We start from the raw sequence: 21705 nt of genomic DNA on the forward strand, positions 1-21705 counted from the left end.
GCCGCCTACAATCCGCCTCATCCATGAAGATTCTTATTTGCAATGACGATGGCTTCCAGGCCCCAGGCATCGTGGCCCTGCACGATGCGCTGCGCACCGTGGCAGACGTCGAAGTGGTGGCGCCCGAGCACAACAACAGCGCCAAGTCCAATGCCTTGACGCTGAATGCACCGCTGTATGTGCACCAGGCCTATAACGGCTTTCGCTATGTGAACGGCACGCCTGCAGACTGCGTGCATATCGCGTTGACCGGCCTGCTTGGCTACCGGCCCGATCTGGTGGTCTCGGGCATCAACAACGGCGCCAACATGGGCGACGACACGATTTACTCGGGCACCGTGGGCGCGGCCATGGAAGGCTATCTGTTCGGCATTCCCTCGATTGCCTTCTCGCAGGTGGACAAGGGCTGGGCCGAGCTGGAAGCGGCGGCTGCCACAGCCCGTCAGATGGTTCAGGAGATGCAGGCCCAGCAGCTGATCGGTACAGCTCCCTGGCTGCTGAACGTGAATATTCCCAATATGCCGCTGCATGCACTCAAAAGCGTCAAGCTGTGTCGCCTGGGGCGCCGTCATGCGGCCGAACAGGCCATTCAGCAGCAGAGTCCGCGTGGAGAGACCATGTACTGGATCGGCAGTGCCGGCGCAGCAAAGGACGACTCCGAAGGCACGGACTTCCATGCCACGGCCCACGGCCATGTCTCCATGACGCCGCTCAAGGTGGATCTGACCGATCATGAAAACCTCGGCTATTGGGCGCAGACGGCCAGCAAGCTGGCGGGGCCATCCAACACATCGGCGGCCGCATCGTGAGCGAGCGTCGTCCGCCTCAGGTCCCGGGCTGGATTGCACGCTCGGTGCAGACGGGCACCGGCGCGGCACGGCCGCCCGTTGCTCCCAAGCCCATCAATCCCTTGCGTGTGGCCGCCTCGCCGGTGGGCGTGGGGCTGGACTCATCCACGGTGCGTGCCCGCATGGCCCAGCGCATCGGTGCGGCCGGCGTCAGCAACCCTGCCGTGCTGCAGGCCATGGCCACGGTGGAGCGTCACCGCTTTGTCGACAGTGCTCTGGTCAATCAGGCCTATGAAGACACCAGCCTGCCTATCGGCCTCGGCCAGACCATCTCCAAGCCCAGCATCGTGGCCCGCATGATCGAGCTGCTGCTCGACTCCGATGCGGCCCGCAACGGGCAAGGGCGCGTGCTGGAGATCGGCACCGGTTGCGGCTACCAGGCGGCCGTGCTGTCCATGCTCACCAAAGAGGTTTATTCGATAGAGCGGCTGCGTGGCCTGCACGAGAAGGCGCGCGGTCATCTGCGCCCCATGCGCCTGTCCAATGTGCATCTGATCCTCGGTGACGGCATGGTGGGTTTTGCCAGTGGCGCGCCCTATGCGGGCATCATCTCCGCTGCCGGAGGTGATGTGGTGCCGCAAGAGTGGTGTGATCAACTGGCGGTGGGCGGGCGTCTGGTGGCTCCGGTCGTGGTGGGTGCGGGTAAGCAGGCACTGCTGGTGATTGACAAGAGTTCACACGGTTTTACGCAGACAGTTTTGGAAGCAGTCAACTTTGTCCCTCTAAAATCGGGGATCGCCTAGAAGGGAATAGCTTATGTTGGTATCGCGAAGTCTTGGTGCATGGGGAACGGCCGTGCTGGCAGGTGTCATCCTGGCCGGTTGTGCTGCCCAGGCAAACAGGGCTCCTGTGGAGGATCGCGGACAGTCGGCCTCCTCGTCTTCAACTGTGGACGTCAAGTCGCTGCCCGGCGCTGAAAATGCCGGCAAGCCGGGTTACTACACCATCAAGCCTGGCGACACTCTGATCAGGATTGGTCTGGAGCACGGCCAGAGCTGGAAGGACATTGCTCGCTGGAGCAATCTGGACAATCCCAACGTGATTGAAGTCGGTCAGGTGGTGCGTGTGGTGCCGCCCGGACGCGAGGCGCCTGTCGCATCGTCCGGCTCGGGTCGCGGTGTCGCGCCCGTGGTTGTGGGCGGTGGCAGCGCCGCAACGACGACCACACCCGTGACTCCCCCGGCTGCAAGCGCAACGCCAGTGCCATCCACGCCTGCAACAAGCCCGGCGCCTGCTGCCAAGGGCGCCGATGATGTGAACTTCATCTGGCCTGCCAGCGGCTCGTTGATTGCCGGCTTCGACGAGCAGCGCAACAAGGGCTACGACATCAGCGGCAAGGCCGGCGATCCCGTGCTGGCTGCGGCCGATGGCCGTGTGGTGTATGCCGGTGCCGGCCTGCGTGGCTACGGCAATCTCATCATCCTCAAGCACAACAACACCTATCTGACCGCCTACGCCCACAACCAGTCTCTGCTGGTCAAGGAAGATCAGGCCGTGAAGAAGGGGCAGAAGATTGCCGAGATGGGCAGCACCGATGCCGATCGCGTCAAGCTGCACTTCGAGGTGCGTCGCCAGGGCAAGCCTGTCGATCCTTCGCGTTATCTGCCTTCGCGTTGAGCATGGCCTCGCAACGCAAGCAAGCCGCACAAGCCCCTGCCCCGCAGGGGCTTGTGCCTTCTGACGCGGTCGAGCAGAGCTGGGACGAAGCAGCCGAAGACGCCATTGCCTCGGCCGAGGTCGAGAACCGAGAGCTCATGGTCGGCACCGAGCATCATGGTCAGCGTGTGGACAAGGTGCTGGCGCTGGGGGTGTCCGAGTTCTCGCGCAGCTATCTGCAGCAGTTGCTGGCCGACGGTGCAGTCACGCTCAACGGCAAGGTTCTGCTCAAGCCTTCGGTCAAGGTGGCCGTGGGCGACCGCCTGCGCGTGGAAATGCGCCCCACCCAGCAAAGCATGGCTTTCCAGCCCGAGACCATGGATTTGCAGGTGGTCTATGAGGACGAGGATCTGCTGGTCATCAACAAGCCTGCGGGTCTGGTGGTGCATCCGGCGCCCGGCAACTGGACGGGCACGCTGCTCAACGGCCTGCTGGCGCGTGACGAAAAAGCGCGCCAGGTGCCGCGCGCCGGCATTGTTCACCGGCTGGACAAGGACACCAGCGGTTTGATGGTGGTGGCGCGCAATCGAAGCACCATGGATGCGCTCATCAAGATGATCGCTGCACGTGAGGTGAGTCGCCAGTATCTGGCACTTGCCCACAAGCAATGGGGCAGCCGCAAGCGCCGCGAAGTCGATGCGCCGATCGGCCGTGACCCGCGCAATCGCCTGCGCATGGCGGTGGTGGATCTGAATCTGCACCCCGGCAAGCAGGCGCGTACCGACTTCGATCTGCTCGATGGCGATGCAGCGCATAGCCTGGTGCGCTGCACGCTGCACACCGGCCGCACGCACCAGATCCGGGTGCACATGGCGTCGCTCGGTCATCCGCTGATAGCCGATACGCTGTATGGCGGCAAGCCCGAGGGCGGACTGGAGCGCCAGGCACTGCATGCCTTCAGGCTGGCCTTTGAGCACCCTGTGACGAAAAAGCCGCTGGTCCACTATGCGCCGCTGCCACAAGACATGGCCGGTGCACTGGATTTATGGGGTCTGCGTTACAATCTGCCGGAAAGCCTCTGACCATCACTCGCATGGCATCTTTGGGGCGCTTCCCTCTCTTCTTAGAATCAGGCGTCCCACCGCAGTCGGTGCGACAGCCGCTCCCGAAACGCTGCGCCCATGAATACGGTAGATGCCAAGCGGGTTCTTGAAACAGCATTGATTTGTGCCCCGCAGCCTGTAACGCTGCGGGAATTGCGCTCACTTTTTGATGATGTGCTGGGCTCGGACACGGTTAAGGATTTGCTGCTGGACCTGCAAAAGGACTGGGCCCTCAAGGGCGTGGAACTGGTGCAGGTGGCTTCTGGCTGGCGTTTCCAGAGCCGGCCCGAGATGCGCGTCTACCTGGACAAGCTTCACCCCGAGAAGCCGCCCAAGTACACGCGGGCGACGCTGGAGACGCTGGCCATCATTGCCTACCGTCAGCCGGTCACGCGGGGTGATATCGAGGATATTCGCGGCGTGACCGTGAACAGCCTGATCATCAAGCAGCTGGAAGACCGAGGCTGGATCGAGGTCATCGGCCACCGTGAAACCGTGGGGCGGCCTGCGCTGTTTGCCACCACGCGCCAGTTTCTCGATGATCTGGGTCTGCAGTCGCTGGATCAGCTGCCCATGCTGGAGGAAACCCAGGCCCAGCAAAGTCTGTTCAAGGCGCTGGATGGGGAGGAGGGCGACCAGACCGCCGTGCCGCAGGCCGATGCGGAGGATGCCCAGCCCCAGGAGGGTGTGGAAGTCTCAGAGCCGGTCGAAGTCGCAGAGGGTGCGGATGTCGCTACAGAGTCCGATGCTGCCGAGAGTGAAATCCTGGGTGCCCCGGACGAGGAAGATGGCGCCGAGGAGCTGCCGGATACCGATGTTGACCCAGTGGCGCAAGCGCCTGCAGAGCTTGTGTCGGAGCTTCAGTCCGAGGTGGATGCGCCAGAGTTGGAGTCATATCCGGACCAGGCGCAGAGTGATATTGAGCAAGATGCTACTGAAGAGATAGTGATTGAGCTACCGGATTCGGAGCCAGGGCCGACTGAGGAGCCGCCATCCGTGAGCAAGCCCAAGGCGGCCAGGCCCGCCAGGACTGCCAAGGCGGCAGAGCCGGAGCCCAAACCGGCGGCCAAGAAAGCCGGACGTACCGAGTGGGTGGGCCTGAAGGCGTTTCTCGAGGATGACTACGGCAGCGACGACGACGAGGCCGAGGACGCAAAGACGAAAGCGCGGGCCGACGATGCCGTCGGGTCAGCAGAACAAGGAATTGTGGAGGGTGACGATGGCGTCATCCCCGAAGGAAAACTGGAATGAACAACGAGACATCGAACCCGATGCCCGAGTCCGCAGCCGCTTCGCCCGAAGCCGAACCGGTCAAGAAGACTCGCAAGCCCCGCGCAGCCAAGGCCGATGGGGCCAAGGATGCCGCCGAGGCCAAAAAGCCTGCCGCACCGCGCAAGCGCGCCGGCGTCAAGAAGGACGCTGCTGGCGAGGTCAAGCCTGCGCGCAAGCGCGTGACCAAGCCGCGTACCGAAGAAGCCGTGGCCGTCGAGGAGCCGGTTCAGCCCGTGGCCGAGCAGGAGCTGCAGTCCCAGGACCAAGACCAGGGTCATGATGCAGTGGATGCCGTCGTTGCCGAAGTGCCTGTGCAGAGCGTTGCTGCTCCTCATGGGCCCAAGGGACGCAAGGGTCAGAACATCGACTTTGCCGATGTGATCTCGGGCGACTTCGACGACGAGGAAGAGAACGGCAGCGCCATGCCCGCCAAGCGCGTGCTTGCGCCCCAGGTCGATTCTCCCAAGCTGCACAAGGTGCTGGCCCAGGCCGGCATGGGCTCGCGCCTGGAGATGGAGCAGCTGATACTGGAAGGGCGCATCTCGGTCAACAACGAGCCTGCCCACGTCGGCCAGCGCATTCAGTTCGGCGATATCGTCAAGGTCAACGGCCAGCCCATCCGCTTCCGTATCGACCCCCCTCCTGCACGCGTGATTGCCTATCACAAGCCCGTGGGCGAAGTGGTGACGCATGACGATCCGCAAAACCGCCCCACGGTGTTCCGCAAGCTGCCCAAGCTGCAGCATGGCAAGTGGCAGTCGGTGGGTCGTCTGGACTTGAATACCGAAGGTCTGCTGCTGTTCACCAGTTCGGGCGAGCTGGCGAACTCGCTGATGCACCCCCGCTTCGGCCTGGAGCGTGAATACGCGGCCCGCGTGCTGGGCGCGCTGAGCAAGGAAGAAAAGCAGCGTCTGCTGGACGGCGTGCAGCTCGAAGACGGCGAAGCCAGCTTCGGTGCCGTGGAAGATGGCGGTGGCGAAGGTGCCAACTGCTGGTACCGCGTGACCATCTCCGAAGGCCGCAACCGCGAAGTGCGACGCATGTTCGAGGCCGTGGGCCATGCCGTCAGCCGTCTGATCCGTATCCGCTACGGCGCCATGATGCTGCCGCGTGGCCTCAAGCGCGGCGCCTGGGTGGAGCTTGATCAGGCCGATATCCAGGCGCTGATGTCGGCAGCCGGTGTCAAGGAGCGCGCTCCCGTCGAGCGCAGCAGCGGCGGTGCCCGTGGCGCCAACAACCGTGGCGGTCGCAACAACCGCAGCGGCGGCCGTGGCAATGGCATGAATGCCGATCGCGCACCCCAGGGGCGTCGTGAAGGCGGCGGCCAGCGCCGTGGCGAGTGGGACGGCAATCGTCCGGCACCCAGCGGCATGCTGGGTGACAACCCGCGCAACAAGTCCGGCGGCCGCTCCGGTGGCTCGGGCCGCTCGCAGGGAGGCGGTCAGCCCGATCCCATGCGCACCTCGGTGGGCTATATCGGCAGCGACAGCCTCTCGCGTGCCCGTCAGAACGCCAAGCGTCGCCCTGGTGGCGGCGGTGGTGGCGGTCGCCGCGGCGGTCGCTAAAAAGGCATCCGTAAGGATTTGAGTGCTGCCCGGACTTCAAGGTCTATGGCGGCACCGCTAAAATCAACTGTTTTGCTTTTTCGGCAAAAACCCATAGTAACCCTGATTAGGAAATAATCATCATGGCTATCGAACGTACCCTCTCCATCATCAAGCCCGACGCAGTTGCCAAGAACGTGATCGGCCAAATCTACGCCCGCTTCGAAGCTGCTGGCCTGAAGATCGTGGCTGCCAAGCTGGTGCACCTGTCGCGCGGCGAAGCCGAGCAGTTCTACGCTGTGCACGCTGCCCGTCCTTTCTTCAAGGATCTGGTGGACTTCATGGTCTCCGGCCCCGTGATGATTCAAGCTCTGGAAGGCGAGAACGCCATCCTGAAGAACCGTGAACTGATGGGCGCCACCGACCCCAAGAAGGCCGAGAAGGGCACCATCCGCGCCGACTTCGCCGACAGCATCGATGCCAACGCCGTGCACGGCTCCGACGCTGCTGAAACTGCTGCTGTGGAAGTTGCCTTCTTCTTCCCCGGCATGAACGTGTACTCGCGTTAATCCACGCTAGCTTTACAGCATGCTCTCGCTGACGCCAGCGCTTTGCATTCGTGCAAGGCGGGTGTCAGCACTTGAAGATGCTGGCCACGGCGTGGCAAACACCGTTCGCAAGACGCCTCGCCACATGCCGATATGACTACTAATTTGCTTGATTTTGACCTCGAAGGACTGACCGCTTATTGCGAGCAGCTCGGGGAGAAGCGTTTCCGTGCGACGCAGCTGTTCCGCTGGATTCACCAGCGTGGCGCATCCGATTTCGACCAGATGACAGATCTGGCCAAGTCTTTGCGCGAAAAGCTCAAAAGCCGGGCCCACATTACCGCTTTGCCTGTGGTGACGGAGCATGTCTCTGCCGATGGCACCGTGAAGTGGCTGTTCGATGTGGGCGACGGCAATGCCGTTGAATCCGTTTTCATTCCTGAGGACGACCGCGGCACGCTGTGTGTATCGTCCCAGGCAGGTTGCGCCGTGGGCTGCCGCTTTTGCTCGACGGGGCATCAGGGCTTCAGCCGCAACCTCAATACCGGCGAAATCCTTGCCCAGCTCTGGTATGCCGAGCATTCGCTGCGCAAGCGCTTCGGCACCGAAGATCGCATCATCTCCAACGTGGTGATGATGGGCATGGGCGAGCCTTTGCAGAACTACAGTGCGCTGGTGCCTGCCTTGCGCGTGATGCTGGACGACCATGGCTATGGCCTGTCGCGTCGTCGCGTGACGGTGTCCACCTCGGGCGTGGTGCCCATGATGGATCGACTGTCGCAGGACTGCGCGGTGGCGCTTGCGGTGTCGCTGCACGCGCCCAATGATCCGCTGCGTGACAACCTGGTGCCGCTGAACAAGAAGTACCCGATTGCCGAGTTGCTGGATGCCTGCGAGCGCTATCTGGAGTTCGCGCCGCGTGACTTCATCACCTTTGAATATTGCATGCTCGACGGCGTTAACGATCAGCTTGAGCATGCGCGCCAGCTGATAGAGTTGGTGCGCGCGCGCGGCGATGGCAAGAGCTGGTGCAAGTTCAATCTGATCCCGTTCAATCCCTTCCCCGCTTCGGGTCTGCTGCGCTCGCCTTCGGCCCGTGTGACCGAGTTCGCTACGTTGCTGAGCAATGCCGGCATCGTGACCACAGTGCGCAAGACCCGCGGTGACGATATCGATGCGGCCTGTGGTCAGCTCGCGGGCGACGTGAAGGACAGAACTCGCGCTGCCGAGCGTATGGCCAAGCAGCGTACTATCCCGCTCAAGCAGGTGTCTTGACGGAGTTTTGAATAAAGGACAATCAATGAGGGCAGTGGTACAGCGACCGGTTTGGCAACATTGGGGCTTGTTGGCCCGGTGGGGGGTACCGGTTGCGGTCGCGGCACTTGTGGGTTGTACTTCGACAACGACCACCACCACTTCCTCTACGTCCGTACCCCAGGCTTCTGTGGTTGGCACGGGCGGGGCCCAGATCGCCGATGCCAATCGCCGTGCCCAGATTCGCCTGGAATTGGCTGCCAATTACTTCCAGGCCGGGCGCCTGGATGTGGCCATGGACGAGGTAGGGCAGGCCTTGGCTGCCAAGCCCGATTACGCCGATGCATACGGCCTGCTGGGCCTGATCCTCATGCAGAACCAGGACTGGACGCAGGCCGAGATCGCCATGCGCAAGGCCGTGGATCTCAATCCGCGCGACGGCAACCAGATTCACAATTACGGCTGGATGCAATGCCAGCAAAAGCATTTCGACGTAGCCCAGCAGTGGTTTGATAGAGCCTTGCAGGCTCCGGGCTACCGCGAACAGCCCAGGACCCTGCTGGCCAAGGGCATGTGCTACCAGCAGGCAGGACAGTTGGAGCAGGCCTACCAGAACATGTTTCGTGCCTACGAGATGGATGTGGGCAACCCCGCTGCAGGCTACAACCTGGCAAATGTGCTTTGGCTCAAAGGTGATCTGAAGAAGGCGCAGTTCTACATCCGGCGCTTGAATAACAATAGCAATCAGGCCAGTGCGGAAAGCCTCTGGCTGGGGATCAAAATAGACAGGGCACTGCACGACGATATTGGAGTGCGTCAACAGGCCGATCAACTGCGCGAGCGTTTTCCTCAATCGCGTCAGTGGCTGGCCTATGAACGTGGAGCTTTCAATGAATGAGGCTGCGGTGGAAGAGGAAACTATGCAAAGCGAAGAGCAGGTGCCAACTCAGGGTCAGGCCACGGCCGGAGTCTTGTTGCGTCAGGCACGGGAAGCAGCCCGGATGCAGTTGCCCGTGATGGCTGCGACATTGAAGGTGCCGCAGCACAAGCTGGAGGCGCTGGAGGCCGATGACTATGCGGCCTTTCCCGATCATGTGTTCATGCGTGCTCTGGCCATGGGAATGTGCCGGACCTTGCATATCGATGCCGAATCGGTGCTGGCCAAGCTGCCACGCAGCGAGATCAAAAGCCTTGCCAATGCGGGTCCAGGCATCAACGAGACCGTCAAGGTGCGCAGCAGCTTCAAGGTCACGGGTACACCGCTGGACTCTGGCAACAGCAGCTCTCGCAAGATTGCGGCAGGCGTGCTGATTCTGCTGGCAGCTGCCGCTGCCGTGTACTTTGTGCCATTCCATCAGATGGTTGACGGCGCCGATGGGGCAGGCGCGCCAGCGCCGGCTCAGGCCCAGTCTGACCAGACGGCTGCGGTGAGCGCTTCGGTTGCAGAACCGCTTGCCCAGGCCGAGGGCGGTGCACAGGGCAGTTCTGCCACACCCGCGGCGCCGGTGACAGAGTCTGTGTCGGTTGCTGCTGCGGCCGGCATGCCTGGCGATGGTGCTGCAGCAAGCGCTCCCGCCGCATCTGTGGCAGCTGCTCAAACCGCAGCCCCGGCAACCGAGGCGGCTGTGCCCGTGACCGGCGCTGCCGGCCTGCTGGTGCTGAAGGTGAATACCGGCCAGTCCTGGGTCAAGGTCAGGGATGGAGCCGGCAAGGTGGTGCTGGAGAAGACCCTGTCCAAGGATGAAACTGCGACTGCCGAAGGCCAGTTGCCCCTGTCGGTGATTGTGGGCAATGCCAAGGGCACGCAGGTGACGGTACGTGGTGAACCCTTCGATATCTCGAGCACACGCGACAATGTGGCTCGCTTCGAGGTGAAGTAACCGTTCGAGGTAAACAAGAGTGCAAGATTCTCAAAGCTCGCAGCAGCTCAGCCAGGCGATAGCCATCGCCAGCCCGCTGCCGCGCAAATCGCGCCAGGCCCGGGTGGTGTGGCGCAACAACGTGGTCACCGTGGGGGGCGATGCGCCCGTGCGCGTGCAGTCCATGACCAATACCGACACCGTGGATGCGGTTGAAACCGCCATCCAGGTGCGACAGCTGGCCCAGGCCGGCTCGGAGATGGTGCGCATCACGGTGAACACGCCCGAGGCGGCGGCGGCCGTGCCCTATATCCGTGAGCAGCTCGACCGCATGGGCGAGTATGTGCCGCTGGTGGGGGACTTTCACTACAACGGCCACCGTCTGTTGACCGACTACCCCGACTGCGCCCAGGCGCTGTCCAAGTACCGCATCAACCCTGGCAACGTGGGCAAGGGCGACAAGAAGGACAAGCAATTCGGTCAGATGATCGAGATTGCGGCCAAATACGACAAGGCTGTGCGCATCGGCGTGAACTGGGGCTCGCTCGACCAGGAAATCATGGCCGAGCTGATGGACCAGAACAGCAAGCGGGCGCAGCCCTGGGAAACGCGCCAGGTCATGTACGAGGCACTGATCACCTCGGCCATCACCTCGGCCGAGCTGGCCAGGAATATCGGCTTGAACCCCGACAACATCATCCTGTCCTGCAAGGTCAGCGGTGTGCAGGATCTGATCTCGGTCTATCGCGAGCTGGCGCGCCGCTGCGACTATGCGCTGCACCTGGGTCTGACCGAGGCCGGCATGGGCACCAAGGGCACGGTGGCATCCACTGCTGCACTGTCGGTGCTGCTGCAAGAGGGCATTGGCGACACGATTCGCGTCTCGCTCACGCCCCAGCCCGGTGAAGCGCGCACGCAGGAGGTTGTGGTGGCCTCCGAGATTCTGCAGGCCCTGGGTCTGCGCGTGTTCGTGCCCAGCGTCACCGCCTGCCCGGGCTGCGGTCGCACCACCAGTACCACTTTCCAGGAACTGGCCAAGAAGATCGACGATTTCCTGCGTGGTGAAATGCCGGTCTGGCGCACCCAGTTCCCCGGCGTGGAAGCCATGAAGGTGGCTGTGATGGGTTGCATCGTCAACGGCCCCGGCGAGAGCAAACATGCCGATATCGGCATCAGCCTGCCCGGCAATGGCGAAGCGCCTGCGGCGCCGGTGTTCATTGACGGCGAGAAGGCCTTGACGCTGCGCGGCGAACATATCGCCGAGGAGTTTCAGACCCTGGTGCTGGAATATGTGCAGCGCCGCTACGGCCTGAAGGCCTGAGCGACTTGAGCGCTTGCAGCGGCCCGGCATGCGGGTGGTGATTGCGCTTGCTGGCACAATGCCAGCGAGCCAAGACTTTGGAATTGATAGCTGCTTGCGCGCTATCTGTATGGATTTGAATTAGGTTTCTAGTTGAAGGGCATGATTGTTGTGCGCAATATGCTCTTGTTTTGCTAGTAGCCCAAGTGTGAGACTTCACGTGGCCAAGAACGAAAAACTGACCGCCGTCAAAGGCATGAACGACATTCTCCCACCCGATTCGGCGCGTTGGGAGTGGTTTGAAGCCAAGGTGCGCGATCTGATGGGCCGCTTTGCCTATCGCAATATGCGCACCCCCATCGTCGAGCCCACGGCCCTGTTTGTGCGCGGCCTGGGCGAGGTGACCGATATCGTCGAAAAGGAGATGTACTCCTTTGAGGACCGGGCGGATAAGCATGGCCAGGCCGAGCATCTGACCCTGCGTCCTGAAGGTACGGCCGGCGTGGTGCGTTCGGTGGTGGAAAACAATCTGCTGTATGAAGGCGGCAAGCGTCTGTTCTACATCGGTCAGATGTTTCGGCGCGAAAAGCCCCAGCGCGGTCGCTATCGCCAGTTCCACCAGGTCGGTGTGGAAGCCCTGGGTTTTGCCGGTCCCGAGCTGGATGCAGAAGTGATTCTGCTGGCCGCTCAACTTTGGAAAGAACTAGGCATTGAAGGCGTGCGTCTGGAGCTCAACAGCCTGGGTCAGCCCGAGGAGCGCAAGACCCACCGCGAGGCGTTGATTGCCTACTTCGAGCAGCACACCGAGGTGATGGACGAGGAAGCCAAGCGCCGCATGTACAGCAATCCGCTGCGCGTTCTGGACACCAAGAATCCTGCCATGCAGGAAATGGTCAACGCAGCTCCCAGGCTGATGGACTATCTGGGCGATGCATCCAAGGCGCATCTGAAGGCTGTGCAGGACATTCTGGATGCCAACGACGTGGCGTGGAGCCTGAACCCGCGTCTGGTGCGCGGCATGGATTACTACAACCTCACGGTGTTCGAGTTCATTACCGACAAGCTGGGTTCGCAGAGCACGATCTGCGGCGGCGGTCGTTACGACTATCTGATCGAGGAAATCGGCGGCAAGCCCGCTCCGGCCGTGGGCTGGGGCATGGGCGTGGAGCGCGTGCTCGAAGTGCTCAAGGAGGTGGGGGTGGAGATTCCCCAGCCCGCAGCCGATGTCTACGCCATCATTCCCGACGCCTCGGTGCTGCCTCAGGTCTTCAAGACCGTGCAGCAGCTGCGTACAGCCGGTGTGGCGGTTCAGATGCATGCCGCGGCCGGCGGCTCGGCCGAGGGCATGGGCTCGATGAAGTCCCAGTTCAAGAAGGCCGATGGCTCGGGTGCACGCTTTGCCCTGATCTTCGGCTCCGACGAGCTGGCCCAGGGCAAGGTGACTGTGAAGTCGCTGCGCGACGGCGAAGGCCAGCAGGTGCAGCAAGCTCTGGCGGACGTGGCCCTGTGGGCCGGCAGCCTAAAATCGGCGGTTTGATTTTCCGCACCTCGTTTTCCGACCAGCGTTCCATCCAATCTAAGTAGCCATGGCAAATCATCTCGATCTTGAAGAACAAGAGCAAATTGAGCAGCTCAAGCATTTCTGGAATTCCTGGGGAACTCTGATCACCAGCGTGCTGGTCGTGGTCTTTCTCGGACTGGCCGGCTGGAACGGCTGGCAGTACTGGCAAAAGCGTCAGGCCACCCAGGCCTCGGCCCTGGAGTTCGCCGTGGACGAAGCGCTGACGGCCAAGGATGCGGCGCGCGCCGACCAGGCTTTCAGCGAGTTGCGGGACAAGTACGCGGGCACGGCACAGGCCGCTCAGACGGCTTTGCTGATGGCCAAGGCCTCGGTGGATGCCGGCAAGCTCGATGATGCCAAGGCTCAACTGAGCTGGGTGGCCGAAAAGGGCGATGAAAGCTTCAAGGCCCTCGCTCGCATTCGTCTGTCTTCCGTGCTGGAGCAGCAAAAAAGCTATGACGAAGGTCTGAAGGTGCTTGAGGCGGCCATGCCCGAGTCCTATGCCGGTCTACAGGCTGATCGCCGTGGCGATCTGTATGTGGCGCTGGGCAAGCAGGCTGAGGCGGTTGCCCAGTACCAGGCTGCCTACAAGGCGCTGGACAAGGATCTGGACTACCGCCATCTGGTGGAATTCAAGCTGAATGCGCTGGGCGTGGCTCCTGAAGCCGCGACCCTGGTCAAGACAACGCCGTCGGAGAAATAATCTTGAAGACTTTTGCCCATCAAGTGAAGTTCGCTGCCCCCGCAGCGCAATCCGCAGCCCGTGTGCTGGTGCTGACTGCTGTGGCCGCGTCGCTGGCTGCTTGTTCCATGTTCGGCGGCAAGGACAAGCCCAAGCCCCTGGACCTGGGGCCCAATCCAGGCAAGATCGCGGTGCATCAGGCTTGGTCGGCCAAGCTGGGCAGCGAAGTGCCTCTGGCCATGCCTGCGCTGGTGCAGGGTAATACCGTCACCGTGGTCACCAAGGATGGCAGCGTTACGACGCTTGATGGCAATACCGGCAGCCAGTTGGGCAAGTTCAGTGCGGGCGAGCCGCTGACCACCGGCGTGGGCAGCGACGGCCAGCGCACAGCGGTGGTTACACGCAGCAACCAGCTCATGGTGTTTGCCGAAGGCAAGCAGCTGTGGAAGAGCAATCTGACTGCCGCAGTCTATACGCCGCCTCTGGTGGCTGGCGGTCGCGTGTTCGTGATGGCGGCTGACCGTTCTCTGGCGGCCTTCGATGCCAATACGGGTCGTGAGCTGTGGTCGGTTGAAGGCCCCAGCAATGAACCGCTTATTTTGCGTCAGCCAGGCGTTTTGCAGGCCGTTGGTAATAATCTGGTGGTAGGCGTGTCCGGACGTCTGGCAGGTGTTGATCCTGACAATGGCTCGGTGCGCTGGATGGCTCCTCTGGCCGCACCGCGCGGGACCAACGATGTGGAGCGACTGGTGGATCTGGTTGGTCCCGTCAGCCGTGTGGGCAGCAGTGTCTGCGCACGTGCGTTCCAGGCCTCGGTGGGGTGCGTGGATGTGAGCACGGCCAATGTGCGCTGGACGCAGACCTCCAAGGGTAGCGATGGCGTGGCGGGCGACGAGCAGGCCGTGTTTGGCGCCGAAAGCAACGGCACGGTACAGGCCTGGAATCGTGCAGACGGTCAGCGTCTGTGGTCCATCGACAAGCTGCAGTACCGCAAGCTGACGGCACCTCTGGTGCTGGGCCGCTCCGTGGTGCTGGCCGATGATTTGGGGACAGTGCACATGCTCTCGCGTGAAGACGGCTCTGCACTGGCCCGTTTGGAAACTGACAAGGCAGGAGTTGCCACTTCCCCGGTTGTCGCCGCCAATACTCTGGTGATCGTCAGCCGAAGCGGAACTGTGTATGGCTTCAAGCCGGATTGATAGGTTGTTTTTGGAATGAAGCCAGTTATTGCCCTGGTAGGGCGCCCCAATGTGGGCAAGTCGACGCTGTTCAATCGACTCACGAAGTCGAGGGATGCCATCGTCGCCGACTTTGCAGGGCTGACGCGTGACCGCCATTACGGCCAGGGCCGTCAGGGCAAGCATGAGTACATCGTCATCGATACGGGCGGCTTCGAGCCGGACGCATCGCGCGGCATCTTCAAGGAGATGGCCAAGCAGACGCAGCAAGCCGTGGCGGAAGCCGATGTCGTGATCTTCGTGCTGGATGCGCGTGCCGGTCTGTCCGGTCAGGATCACGAGATCGGCAACTACCTGCGCCGTCTGGGCAAGCCCACCATTCTGGTGGCCAACAAGGCCGAAGGCATGAAGGATGGCGTGCAGCTGTCCGAGTTCTATGAGCTGGGTCTTGGCGAGGTCGTGCCCGTGTCTGCCGCCCACGGTCAGGGTGTGCGCAGCCTGGTCGATGCAGCCCTGGGTCTGTTGAATCTGCCCGAGCCTGAAGAAGAGGTTTTTGGCGAGGAAGATCAGAAGCCCGTACGTCTGGCGGTGGCAGGTCGTCCCAATGCCGGCAAGTCCACGCTGATCAATACCTGGCTGGGTGAAGAGCGTCTGGTGGCTTTTGACATGCCCGGCACCACGCGCGATGCGATCACCGTGCCTTTCGAGCGCAATGGTCAGAAGTTCGAGCTGATCGATACAGCCGGTCTGCGCCGCAAGGGCAAGGTGTTCGAAGCCATCGAGAAATTCTCGGTGGTCAAGACGCTGCAGGCCATCGAAGGCGCCAACGTCGTGTTGCTGCTGATCGATGCCACGCAAGGCGTGACCGACCAGGACGCTCATATTGCGGGCTATATCCTGGAAAGCGGCCGCTCGGTCGTGCTGGGCATCAACAAATGGGATGCCGTGGATGACTACCAGCGTCAGATGCTGGAGCGCTCCATCGAGACGCGCCTGTCCTTCCTGAAGTTTGCGCCGCTGCACTTCATCTCGGCACAAAAGCGTCAGGGTCTCGAGCCGCTGTGGAAATCCATCATCCAGGCCCATCGTGCAGCCACCTGCAAGATGCCTACTCCTGTGCTGACGCGCATCCTGATGGAGTCGATCCAGTTCCAGACGCCCAAGAAGGTGGGAGCCTATCGTCCCAAGATGCGCTATGCCCACCAGGGCGGCATGAACCCGCCCATCATCGTGATCCATGGCAACTCGCTGGAACTGGTCACCGATGCGTACAAGCGCTTTCTGGAAGGTCGTTTCCGCAAGGAGTTCAATCTTGTCGGCACCCCGTTGCGCATCGACTTGAAAACCTCCCATAATCCTTACGCCGACAAGGATTAATAGCTATCTGCTGGTGCCTACGGGAAAACCCTTTTTGCTGTTTTTCCCGGGCCCTGTGGTAATGTGTCGGTTTACAACAACACTCTTCGAACACGGAGAATATCGTGAGCAATAAAGGTCAACTCCTCCAAGATCCGTTCCTGAACGCACTGCGTCGTGAACATGTGCCGGTCTCCATCTATCTGGTCAACGGCATCAAGCTGCAGGGCCAAATCGAGTCGTTCGACCAATATGTGGTGCTTCTGCGCAACACTGTGACCCAGATGGTATACAAGCACGCCATCTCCACCATCGTTCCCGGTCGCGCCGTGAACTTCTCGGCCGCTACTCCGGCTGACAACGACGCCGCTGCTGCCTAAGCTTTCTTGCGTCAACGCCCGCCGGCTAGTCCGGCGCGGCTCTTACCCTACGGGACAGGTATTTGAGTTCTGAATCCTTTGAACGTTCCGCGTCTGCGCCAGTGCTGCTGGTGGGCGTGGATTTTGGTGTTCCCCATTTCGATGACGAGCTGGAAGAGCTGGGCCTGCTGGCACAGACCGCTGGCTTGCAACCCGTGGCGCGCTTGACCTGCAAGCGCAAAGCTCCCGATCCCGCGTTGTTCGTGGGCAGTGGCAAGGCGGATGAGATCCGCATGCTGGCCCAGATGCACGGCGCCAAGGAAGTCTGGTTCGACCAGGCTCTGAGCCCGGCGCAGCAGCGCAATCTGGAGCGCCATATCCAGATGCCGGTCAACGACCGGACCATGCTGATTCTGGAAATCTTCGCCCAGCGTGCACGCAGCCATGAAGGCAAGTTGCAGGTGGAGCTGGCTCGCCTGCAATACATCAGCACGCGCCTGGTGCGCCGCTGGAGTCACCTGGAGCGTCAGGCTGGTGGTATCGGCGGCCGTGGCGGCCCCGGTGAAAAGCAGATCGAGCTTGACCGCCGCATGATTGACGATGCCATCAAGCGCACCAAGGAGCGCCTGAAAAAGGTCAAGAAGCAGCGTTCCACGCAGAGGCGTCAGCGCTCGCGTCGCGAAGTTTTCAATATTTCCCTGGTTGGCTATACCAATGCCGGCAAATCCACGCTGTTCAATGCCATGGTGAAGGCCCGCGCCTATGCCGCAGATCAGCTGTTTGCCACGCTGGATACCACCACCCGGCAGATGTATCTGGCGGAGGCCGAGGAGTCGGTTTCCCTGTCGGATACCGTCGGTTTTATTCGTGACTTGCCGCACGGTCTGGTGGATGCTTTCCAGGCCACCTTGCAGGAGGCGATTGACGCCGATCTGCTGCTGCATGTCGTGGATGCATCGAACCCCGGATTCCCCGAACAAATACAACAAGTCCAAAAAGTTCTGGGTGAAATCGGGGCCGATGATGTGCCCCAGATTCTGGTTTTCAACAAGCTGGATGCCATTGAGCCCGAGCGTCAGCCTGCCCTGCTGCAGGATATGTATGAGCTCGATGGCACGCCGGTGCCGCGTGTGTTTGTCAGTGCTCGCTCGGGGCAGGGGCTGGCGCAGCTGCGGCAGATGTTGGCTGACCGGGTTTTGCAGGTACGTGAAGAGGCGGCACGCGAAGAAGTCGAGGGGCAGGACGATACGTACTGGATGTCCCCTGATGACGACGCGCAATACTAGGGGCTTGCGTTCCTATTGGGCACAATGCTTGCCATGGTCCATGTCTTTTTGAAAACACAGAGACGTCTCGCATGAATTTTTCACAACGCGTCCATCGCCTGGCGGTGCTGCCGCAACGCATTCGCGGGATGTTCAATTTGAACGATCCGCGCTGGGGTCGTGGCGACAACAATAACGAAGATGGCTCCAAGCCGGACAGCTCGGCACCCGAAGGGGAGCGTCCTCCGATGCCGCCCGCACCCGAGCAGCGACCCCGTCCTTCCTCTCCTCAGCAAGGCCAGCCGCCTGATCTGGAGGAGGTGTGGCGTGATCTCAATCGCAAGCTTTCCGGTCTGTTCGGTGGTGGCTCCGGCAACGGCCGTGGTGTGCCACCCAGCCGCAGCGGCGGTCAGCCTGGCGAGCCTTTCAACCCCGGCAAAGGAATTTTCCTGATTGCCGGCGTGGCCGTGCTGATCTGGCTGGGTACGGGCTTTTTCATCGTGCAGGAAGGCCAGCAGGCCGTCATCACGCAGTTTGGCAAGTACAAGAGCACCGTGGGAGCGGGCTTCAACTGGCGCCTGCCTTATCCCGTTCAAAAGCATGAGCTGGTCTATGTTTCGCAGATCCGCTCTGCGGAGGTGGGGAGCGACAACATCGTGCGCAGCACGGGGCTGCGTGAATCGGCAATGCTGACCGAGGACGAGAACATCGTCGAGATCAAGTTTGCCGTGCAGTACCGTCTGAGCGATGCGCGAGCCTGGCTGTTCGAAAGCCGCAGTCCTTCCGAGGCCGTGATCCAGGTGGCAGAGTCCGCCGTGCGCGAAGTCGTCGGCAAGATGAAGATGGACGCGGCTCTGGCTGAGGAGCGTGATCAGATCGCGCCGCGAGTACGCGATCTGATGCAGTCCATTCTGGATCGCTACAAGGTAGGCGTTGAGGTGGTGGGCATCAATATGCAGCAAGGCGGCGTGCGGCCGCCCGAGCAGGTGCAGGCCTCGTTTGACGATGTGCTTAAGGCTGGTCAGGAGCGTGAGCGTGCCAAGAATGAGGCCCAGGCTTATGCCAACGATGTGGTGCCTCGTGCTGCGGGTGCGGCGGCGCGTCTGGGTGAGGAGGCTGCGGCCTACAAGTCCAAGATCGTGGCCCAGGCTCAGGGTGATGCCGGACGCTTCAGTTCGCTGTATTCCGAGTACCAGAAGGCTCCTCAGGTCACACGCGACCGTCTTTACATCGATGCGATGCAGCAGGTCTACACCAACGTGACCAAGGTTCTGGTGGAGTCGCGCCAGGGCTCCAATCTGCTGTATCTGCCTCTGGACAAGATCATGCAGAACGTGGGTGGCAGCGCCGCCGCTCCCGCTGCGTCGGGTGATGCAGCTGCCGGCGGCGCAGCTTCGGCTCCAGCCAACGTACGTGTAGTACCCAATCCCGCCGGTGATGCCCGCAGCCGCGATGCGCGCAGCCGTGACCGTGACGCACGCTAGGAGAGAATGCAGTGAATCGAATCGGATTTTTTGTCACCAGCATTCTCGTGGTGCTGGCCTTGCTGAGCTCGACCCTGTTTGTCGTGGATCAGCGTCAGTTCGGTGTGGTCTATGCGCTGGGTCAGATCAAGGAAGTGATCACCGAGCCCGGGCTTAACTTCAAGCTGCCGCCACCGCTGCAGAACGTGCGTTACATCGACAAGCGTCTGCTGACGCTCGACAGCACCGATACCGAGCCCATGCTCACGGCTGAAAAGCAGCGCGTGGTCATCGACTGGTATGTGCGCTGGCGCATCTCCGAGCCTTCGGAATACATCCGTAACGTGGGTCTGGATGAATCTGCCGGTGCCATGCAGCTCAACCGTGTGGTGCGCAATGCCTTTCAGGAAGAGATCAACCGCCGTACTGTGCGTGAGCTGCTGTCTTCCAAGCGTGAAACGCTGATGGCCGACGTCAAGCGTGAAGTGCTGGAAACCGTGCGCGGCTCCAAGCCCTGGGGTGTCGATATCGTCGATGTGCGCATCACTCGCGTGGACTATGCCGAGACCATCACCGAGTCCGTCTATCGCCGTATGGAGGCCGAACGCAAGCGCGTGGCCAACGAGCTGCGCTCCACGGGCGCGGCTGAGGGTGAAAAGATTCGCGCCGAGGCCGACCGTCAACGTGACATCACCATTGCCAATGCCTACCGCGATGCACAGAAGATCAAGGGTGAGGGTGATGCTGAAGCGGCACGGGTCTATGCAGAAGCCTTTGGCAAGGATCCGCAGTTTGCGCAGTTCTATCGCAGTCTGGATGCTTACAAGGAGAGCTTCTCCAAGAAGAGCGATGTACTGGTGCTAGATCCTTCGCAAAGCGACTTCTTCAAGGCTTATCGCAGTGGCGGCTCCGCTGGCAAATAGGCCTAGGCTTGCGCAAATTCGAATCGGGCATGGTGTTTTGCCGATAGAAATGCCTGTTGTGCACCCTTGTTTGCGCAAGTTCGGAAAGCTTTGACAACGATACAAGCAATGGCCCCTTGAGGGCCATTGTCTATTGGGGGGATGGCAATGGGTTGGTGGGAGGTCCTGGGACTGGCGATCGCCATGCTGCTGGTGCTGGAGGGGTTGCTGCCCCTGTTCGCGCCCGGGCTGTGGCGCCAGCTGTTTTCCCAGTTGCTGCAGCTCAGGGATGGGCAGCTGCGCTTTTGCGGATTGCTCTGTATCGCAGCAGGCGCCATCATGCTGGTGCTGCTTTAAATACTGCCGATACTGGCTAGGCCTTAGCGGTCAAATTGGGCAGGGCTGGCAAAGCCGGTAGAATCGCATTTTTAACAGCCTCCCCATTTCTCCATGTCTGCTTGGGTCCTGCCGGATCACATTGCCGATGTTTTGCCCTCCGAGGCACGGCACATCGAAGAATTGCGTCGAGGATTGCTCGATACTGCGCGCAGCTATGGCTATGAGCTTGTCATGCCACCCATGCTGGAGTATCTGGAGTCCTTGCTGACGGGTACAGGCGAAGCTCTTGCCCTTCAAACCTCCAAACTGATTGACCAGCTCTCTGGTCGCACCATGGGCCTGCGTGCAGACATGACGCAGCAGGTGGCGCGCATTGATGCACATTTGCTCAATCGCAAGGGCGTAACCCGTCTGTGCTACTGCGGTCCTGTCGTTCATGCGCGCCCCGATCGTCCGCGTGCCACGCGTGAGCCGTTCCAGTTCGGTGCTGAAATCTACGGCCATGAAGGCCTGGAAGCCGACCTCGAAGCCCTGCATCTGGCTCTCGACTGCCTCAAGGGAGCGGGCGTCAAGGACGTCATCGTGGATCTGGCCGATGTGCGCATCGTGCGCAGCCTGCTGGCTGGCGTGATGGTGGACGAGCAGGTGCTGCGCGGCGTGCATGCGGCCCTGGCCTCCAAGGATGCAACCGAGCTGGCTCAGCTGACCCGCGATTTCCCCGAAGCCTCGCGTGAAGGCCTGATGGCGTTGCTGCAGTTGTACGGCGGCATGGAAGTGCTCGATCAAGCTGAAAAGCTGCTGGAGCGCACTGCCGGCGTGCGCAATGTGCTGTCGCATTTGCGCTGGCTGGTGCAGCATCTGGATGGCGTCAAGGTCAGCTTCGACCTGGCCGATCTGCGTGGCTACTCCTACTACAGCGGCACGCGCTTTGCGATCTATGTGCCCGGCGGCAGCGATGCCCTGGTGCGCGGTGGCCGTTACGACGAAGTCGGTGCAGTGTTCGGGCGCAACCGTCCCGCTGCCGGCTTCAGTCTCGATATCAAACAACTGGTGGCTGTCGTGCCCGAGCGTCCGCTCAAGGCTGCCATTCGCGCCCCCTGGGGTGATGACGCGCAAGTGGCTGCCGCCATTGCCGCATTGCGCCAGCAGGGCGAGACGGTGGTCTGCGTGCTGCCAGGGCATGAAAGCGAAGTGGATGAGTTCCACTGCGACCGTGAGCTTGCCAATGTCGGCGGGCAATGGGTCGTGCAAGCCATTTAAGGCATTTGACTAATTC

Annotated in this window: 21 protein-coding genes; all 21 read left to right on the forward strand. The window is 61.5% G+C overall.

Annotation, left to right across the window (positions count from 1 at the left end; all coding sequences use genetic code 11):
- Positions 1-23: 23 nt before the first annotated feature.
- Positions 24-809, forward strand: a complete 786-nt coding sequence (surE, locus tag EIC84_RS13305; protein ID WP_003063843.1) for a 5'/3'-nucleotidase SurE — start codon at positions 24-26, stop codon at positions 807-809.
- Positions 806-1591: a protein-L-isoaspartate(D-aspartate) O-methyltransferase gene (locus tag EIC84_RS13310; protein ID WP_034361763.1), complete on the forward strand. Its 786-nt coding sequence runs from the start codon at positions 806-808 to the stop codon at positions 1589-1591. Before surE ends, EIC84_RS13310 begins: the two co-directional genes overlap by 4 nt.
- A 13-nt stretch (positions 1592-1604) precedes the next feature.
- The gene (locus EIC84_RS13315) at positions 1605-2465 is read left to right on the forward strand and encodes a peptidoglycan DD-metalloendopeptidase family protein (protein WP_003063839.1); all 861 of its coding nucleotides are present in this window, start codon (positions 1605-1607) and stop codon (positions 2463-2465) included.
- 2 nt (positions 2466-2467) lie between these two features.
- The gene (locus tag EIC84_RS13320) at positions 2468-3526 is read left to right on the forward strand and encodes an RluA family pseudouridine synthase (RefSeq protein WP_003063836.1); all 1059 of its coding nucleotides are present in this window, start codon (positions 2468-2470) and stop codon (positions 3524-3526) included.
- Positions 3527-3625: 99 nt separating this feature from the next.
- Positions 3626-4798 (forward strand): SMC-Scp complex subunit ScpB, encoded by a 1173-nt coding sequence (gene scpB, locus EIC84_RS13325; RefSeq protein ID WP_034361743.1) that lies wholly within the window; start codon positions 3626-3628, stop codon positions 4796-4798.
- Positions 4795-6384, forward strand: coding sequence for a pseudouridine synthase (locus EIC84_RS13330; RefSeq protein WP_003063829.1), 1590 nt, complete (start codon positions 4795-4797; stop codon positions 6382-6384). The genes scpB and EIC84_RS13330 overlap by 4 nt, the downstream gene beginning before the upstream one ends.
- A gap of 122 nt (positions 6385-6506) precedes the next feature.
- Positions 6507-6932 carry a nucleoside-diphosphate kinase gene (ndk, locus tag EIC84_RS13335; protein ID WP_003053316.1) on the forward strand — a complete coding sequence of 142 codons (426 nt, stop codon included), beginning with the start codon at positions 6507-6509 and terminating at the stop codon, positions 6930-6932.
- A gap of 132 nt (positions 6933-7064) precedes the next feature.
- Complete coding sequence (gene rlmN, locus EIC84_RS13340) at positions 7065-8186, forward strand: 23S rRNA (adenine(2503)-C(2))-methyltransferase RlmN (RefSeq protein WP_034361741.1); 1122 nt, start codon at positions 7065-7067, stop codon at positions 8184-8186.
- A 25-nt stretch (positions 8187-8211) separates the two neighbouring features.
- The gene (pilW, locus tag EIC84_RS13345) at positions 8212-9063 is read left to right on the forward strand and encodes a type IV pilus biogenesis/stability protein PilW (RefSeq protein ID WP_223305607.1); all 852 of its coding nucleotides are present in this window, start codon (positions 8212-8214) and stop codon (positions 9061-9063) included.
- Entirely contained in the window at positions 9056-10045 is a 990-nt protein-coding gene (locus tag EIC84_RS13350; RefSeq protein WP_003063821.1) for a helix-turn-helix domain-containing protein, read from the forward strand. The genes pilW and EIC84_RS13350 overlap by 8 nt, the downstream gene beginning before the upstream one ends.
- 19 nt (positions 10046-10064) lie before the next feature.
- Positions 10065-11345 carry a flavodoxin-dependent (E)-4-hydroxy-3-methylbut-2-enyl-diphosphate synthase gene (gene ispG / locus EIC84_RS13355; protein WP_003063818.1) on the forward strand — a complete coding sequence of 427 codons (1281 nt, stop codon included), beginning with the start codon at positions 10065-10067 and terminating at the stop codon, positions 11343-11345.
- Between the two features lie 199 nt (positions 11346-11544).
- Positions 11545-12861, forward strand: coding sequence for a histidine--tRNA ligase (gene hisS, locus EIC84_RS13360; protein ID WP_003063815.1), 1317 nt, complete (start codon positions 11545-11547; stop codon positions 12859-12861).
- A gap of 49 nt (positions 12862-12910) precedes the next feature.
- Positions 12911-13588: a tetratricopeptide repeat protein gene (locus EIC84_RS13365; RefSeq protein WP_003063813.1), complete on the forward strand. Its 678-nt coding sequence runs from the start codon at positions 12911-12913 to the stop codon at positions 13586-13588.
- Positions 13589-13590: 2 nt separating this feature from the next.
- A complete protein-coding gene (gene bamB / locus EIC84_RS13370) occupies positions 13591-14766 on the forward strand; it encodes an outer membrane protein assembly factor BamB (protein ID WP_003063811.1) in 1176 nt (391 codons plus the stop codon).
- Between the two features lie 15 nt (positions 14767-14781).
- Positions 14782-16122, forward strand: a complete 1341-nt coding sequence (der, locus tag EIC84_RS13375) for a ribosome biogenesis GTPase Der (protein ID WP_003063809.1) — start codon at positions 14782-14784, stop codon at positions 16120-16122.
- Positions 16123-16226: 104 nt separating this feature from the next.
- Positions 16227-16481, forward strand: a complete 255-nt coding sequence (hfq, locus tag EIC84_RS13380) for an RNA chaperone Hfq (protein ID WP_012839170.1) — start codon at positions 16227-16229, stop codon at positions 16479-16481.
- A 101-nt stretch (positions 16482-16582) separates the two neighbouring features.
- Positions 16583-17746, forward strand: a complete 1164-nt coding sequence (hflX, locus tag EIC84_RS13385) for a GTPase HflX (RefSeq protein WP_003063804.1) — start codon at positions 16583-16585, stop codon at positions 17744-17746.
- Positions 17747-17817: 71 nt separating this feature from the next.
- Positions 17818-19209, forward strand: a complete 1392-nt coding sequence (gene hflK / locus EIC84_RS13390; RefSeq protein ID WP_003063802.1) for an FtsH protease activity modulator HflK — start codon at positions 17818-17820, stop codon at positions 19207-19209.
- Positions 19210-19220: 11 nt separating this feature from the next.
- Entirely contained in the window at positions 19221-20111 is an 891-nt protein-coding gene (gene hflC / locus EIC84_RS13395; RefSeq protein WP_003063801.1) for a protease modulator HflC, read from the forward strand.
- Between the two features lie 147 nt (positions 20112-20258).
- Positions 20259-20447: a DUF2065 family protein gene (locus EIC84_RS13400; protein ID WP_003063799.1), complete on the forward strand. Its 189-nt coding sequence runs from the start codon at positions 20259-20261 to the stop codon at positions 20445-20447.
- Between the two features lie 93 nt (positions 20448-20540).
- Positions 20541-21689 (forward strand): ATP phosphoribosyltransferase regulatory subunit, encoded by a 1149-nt coding sequence (locus tag EIC84_RS13405; protein WP_003063798.1) that lies wholly within the window; start codon positions 20541-20543, stop codon positions 21687-21689.
- Positions 21690-21705: the final 16 nt, after the last annotated feature.

Source organism: Comamonas sp. A23 (assembly GCF_004522605.1).
GTDB classification, from domain to species: Bacteria; Pseudomonadota; Gammaproteobacteria; order Burkholderiales; family Burkholderiaceae_C; genus Comamonas; species Comamonas thiooxydans.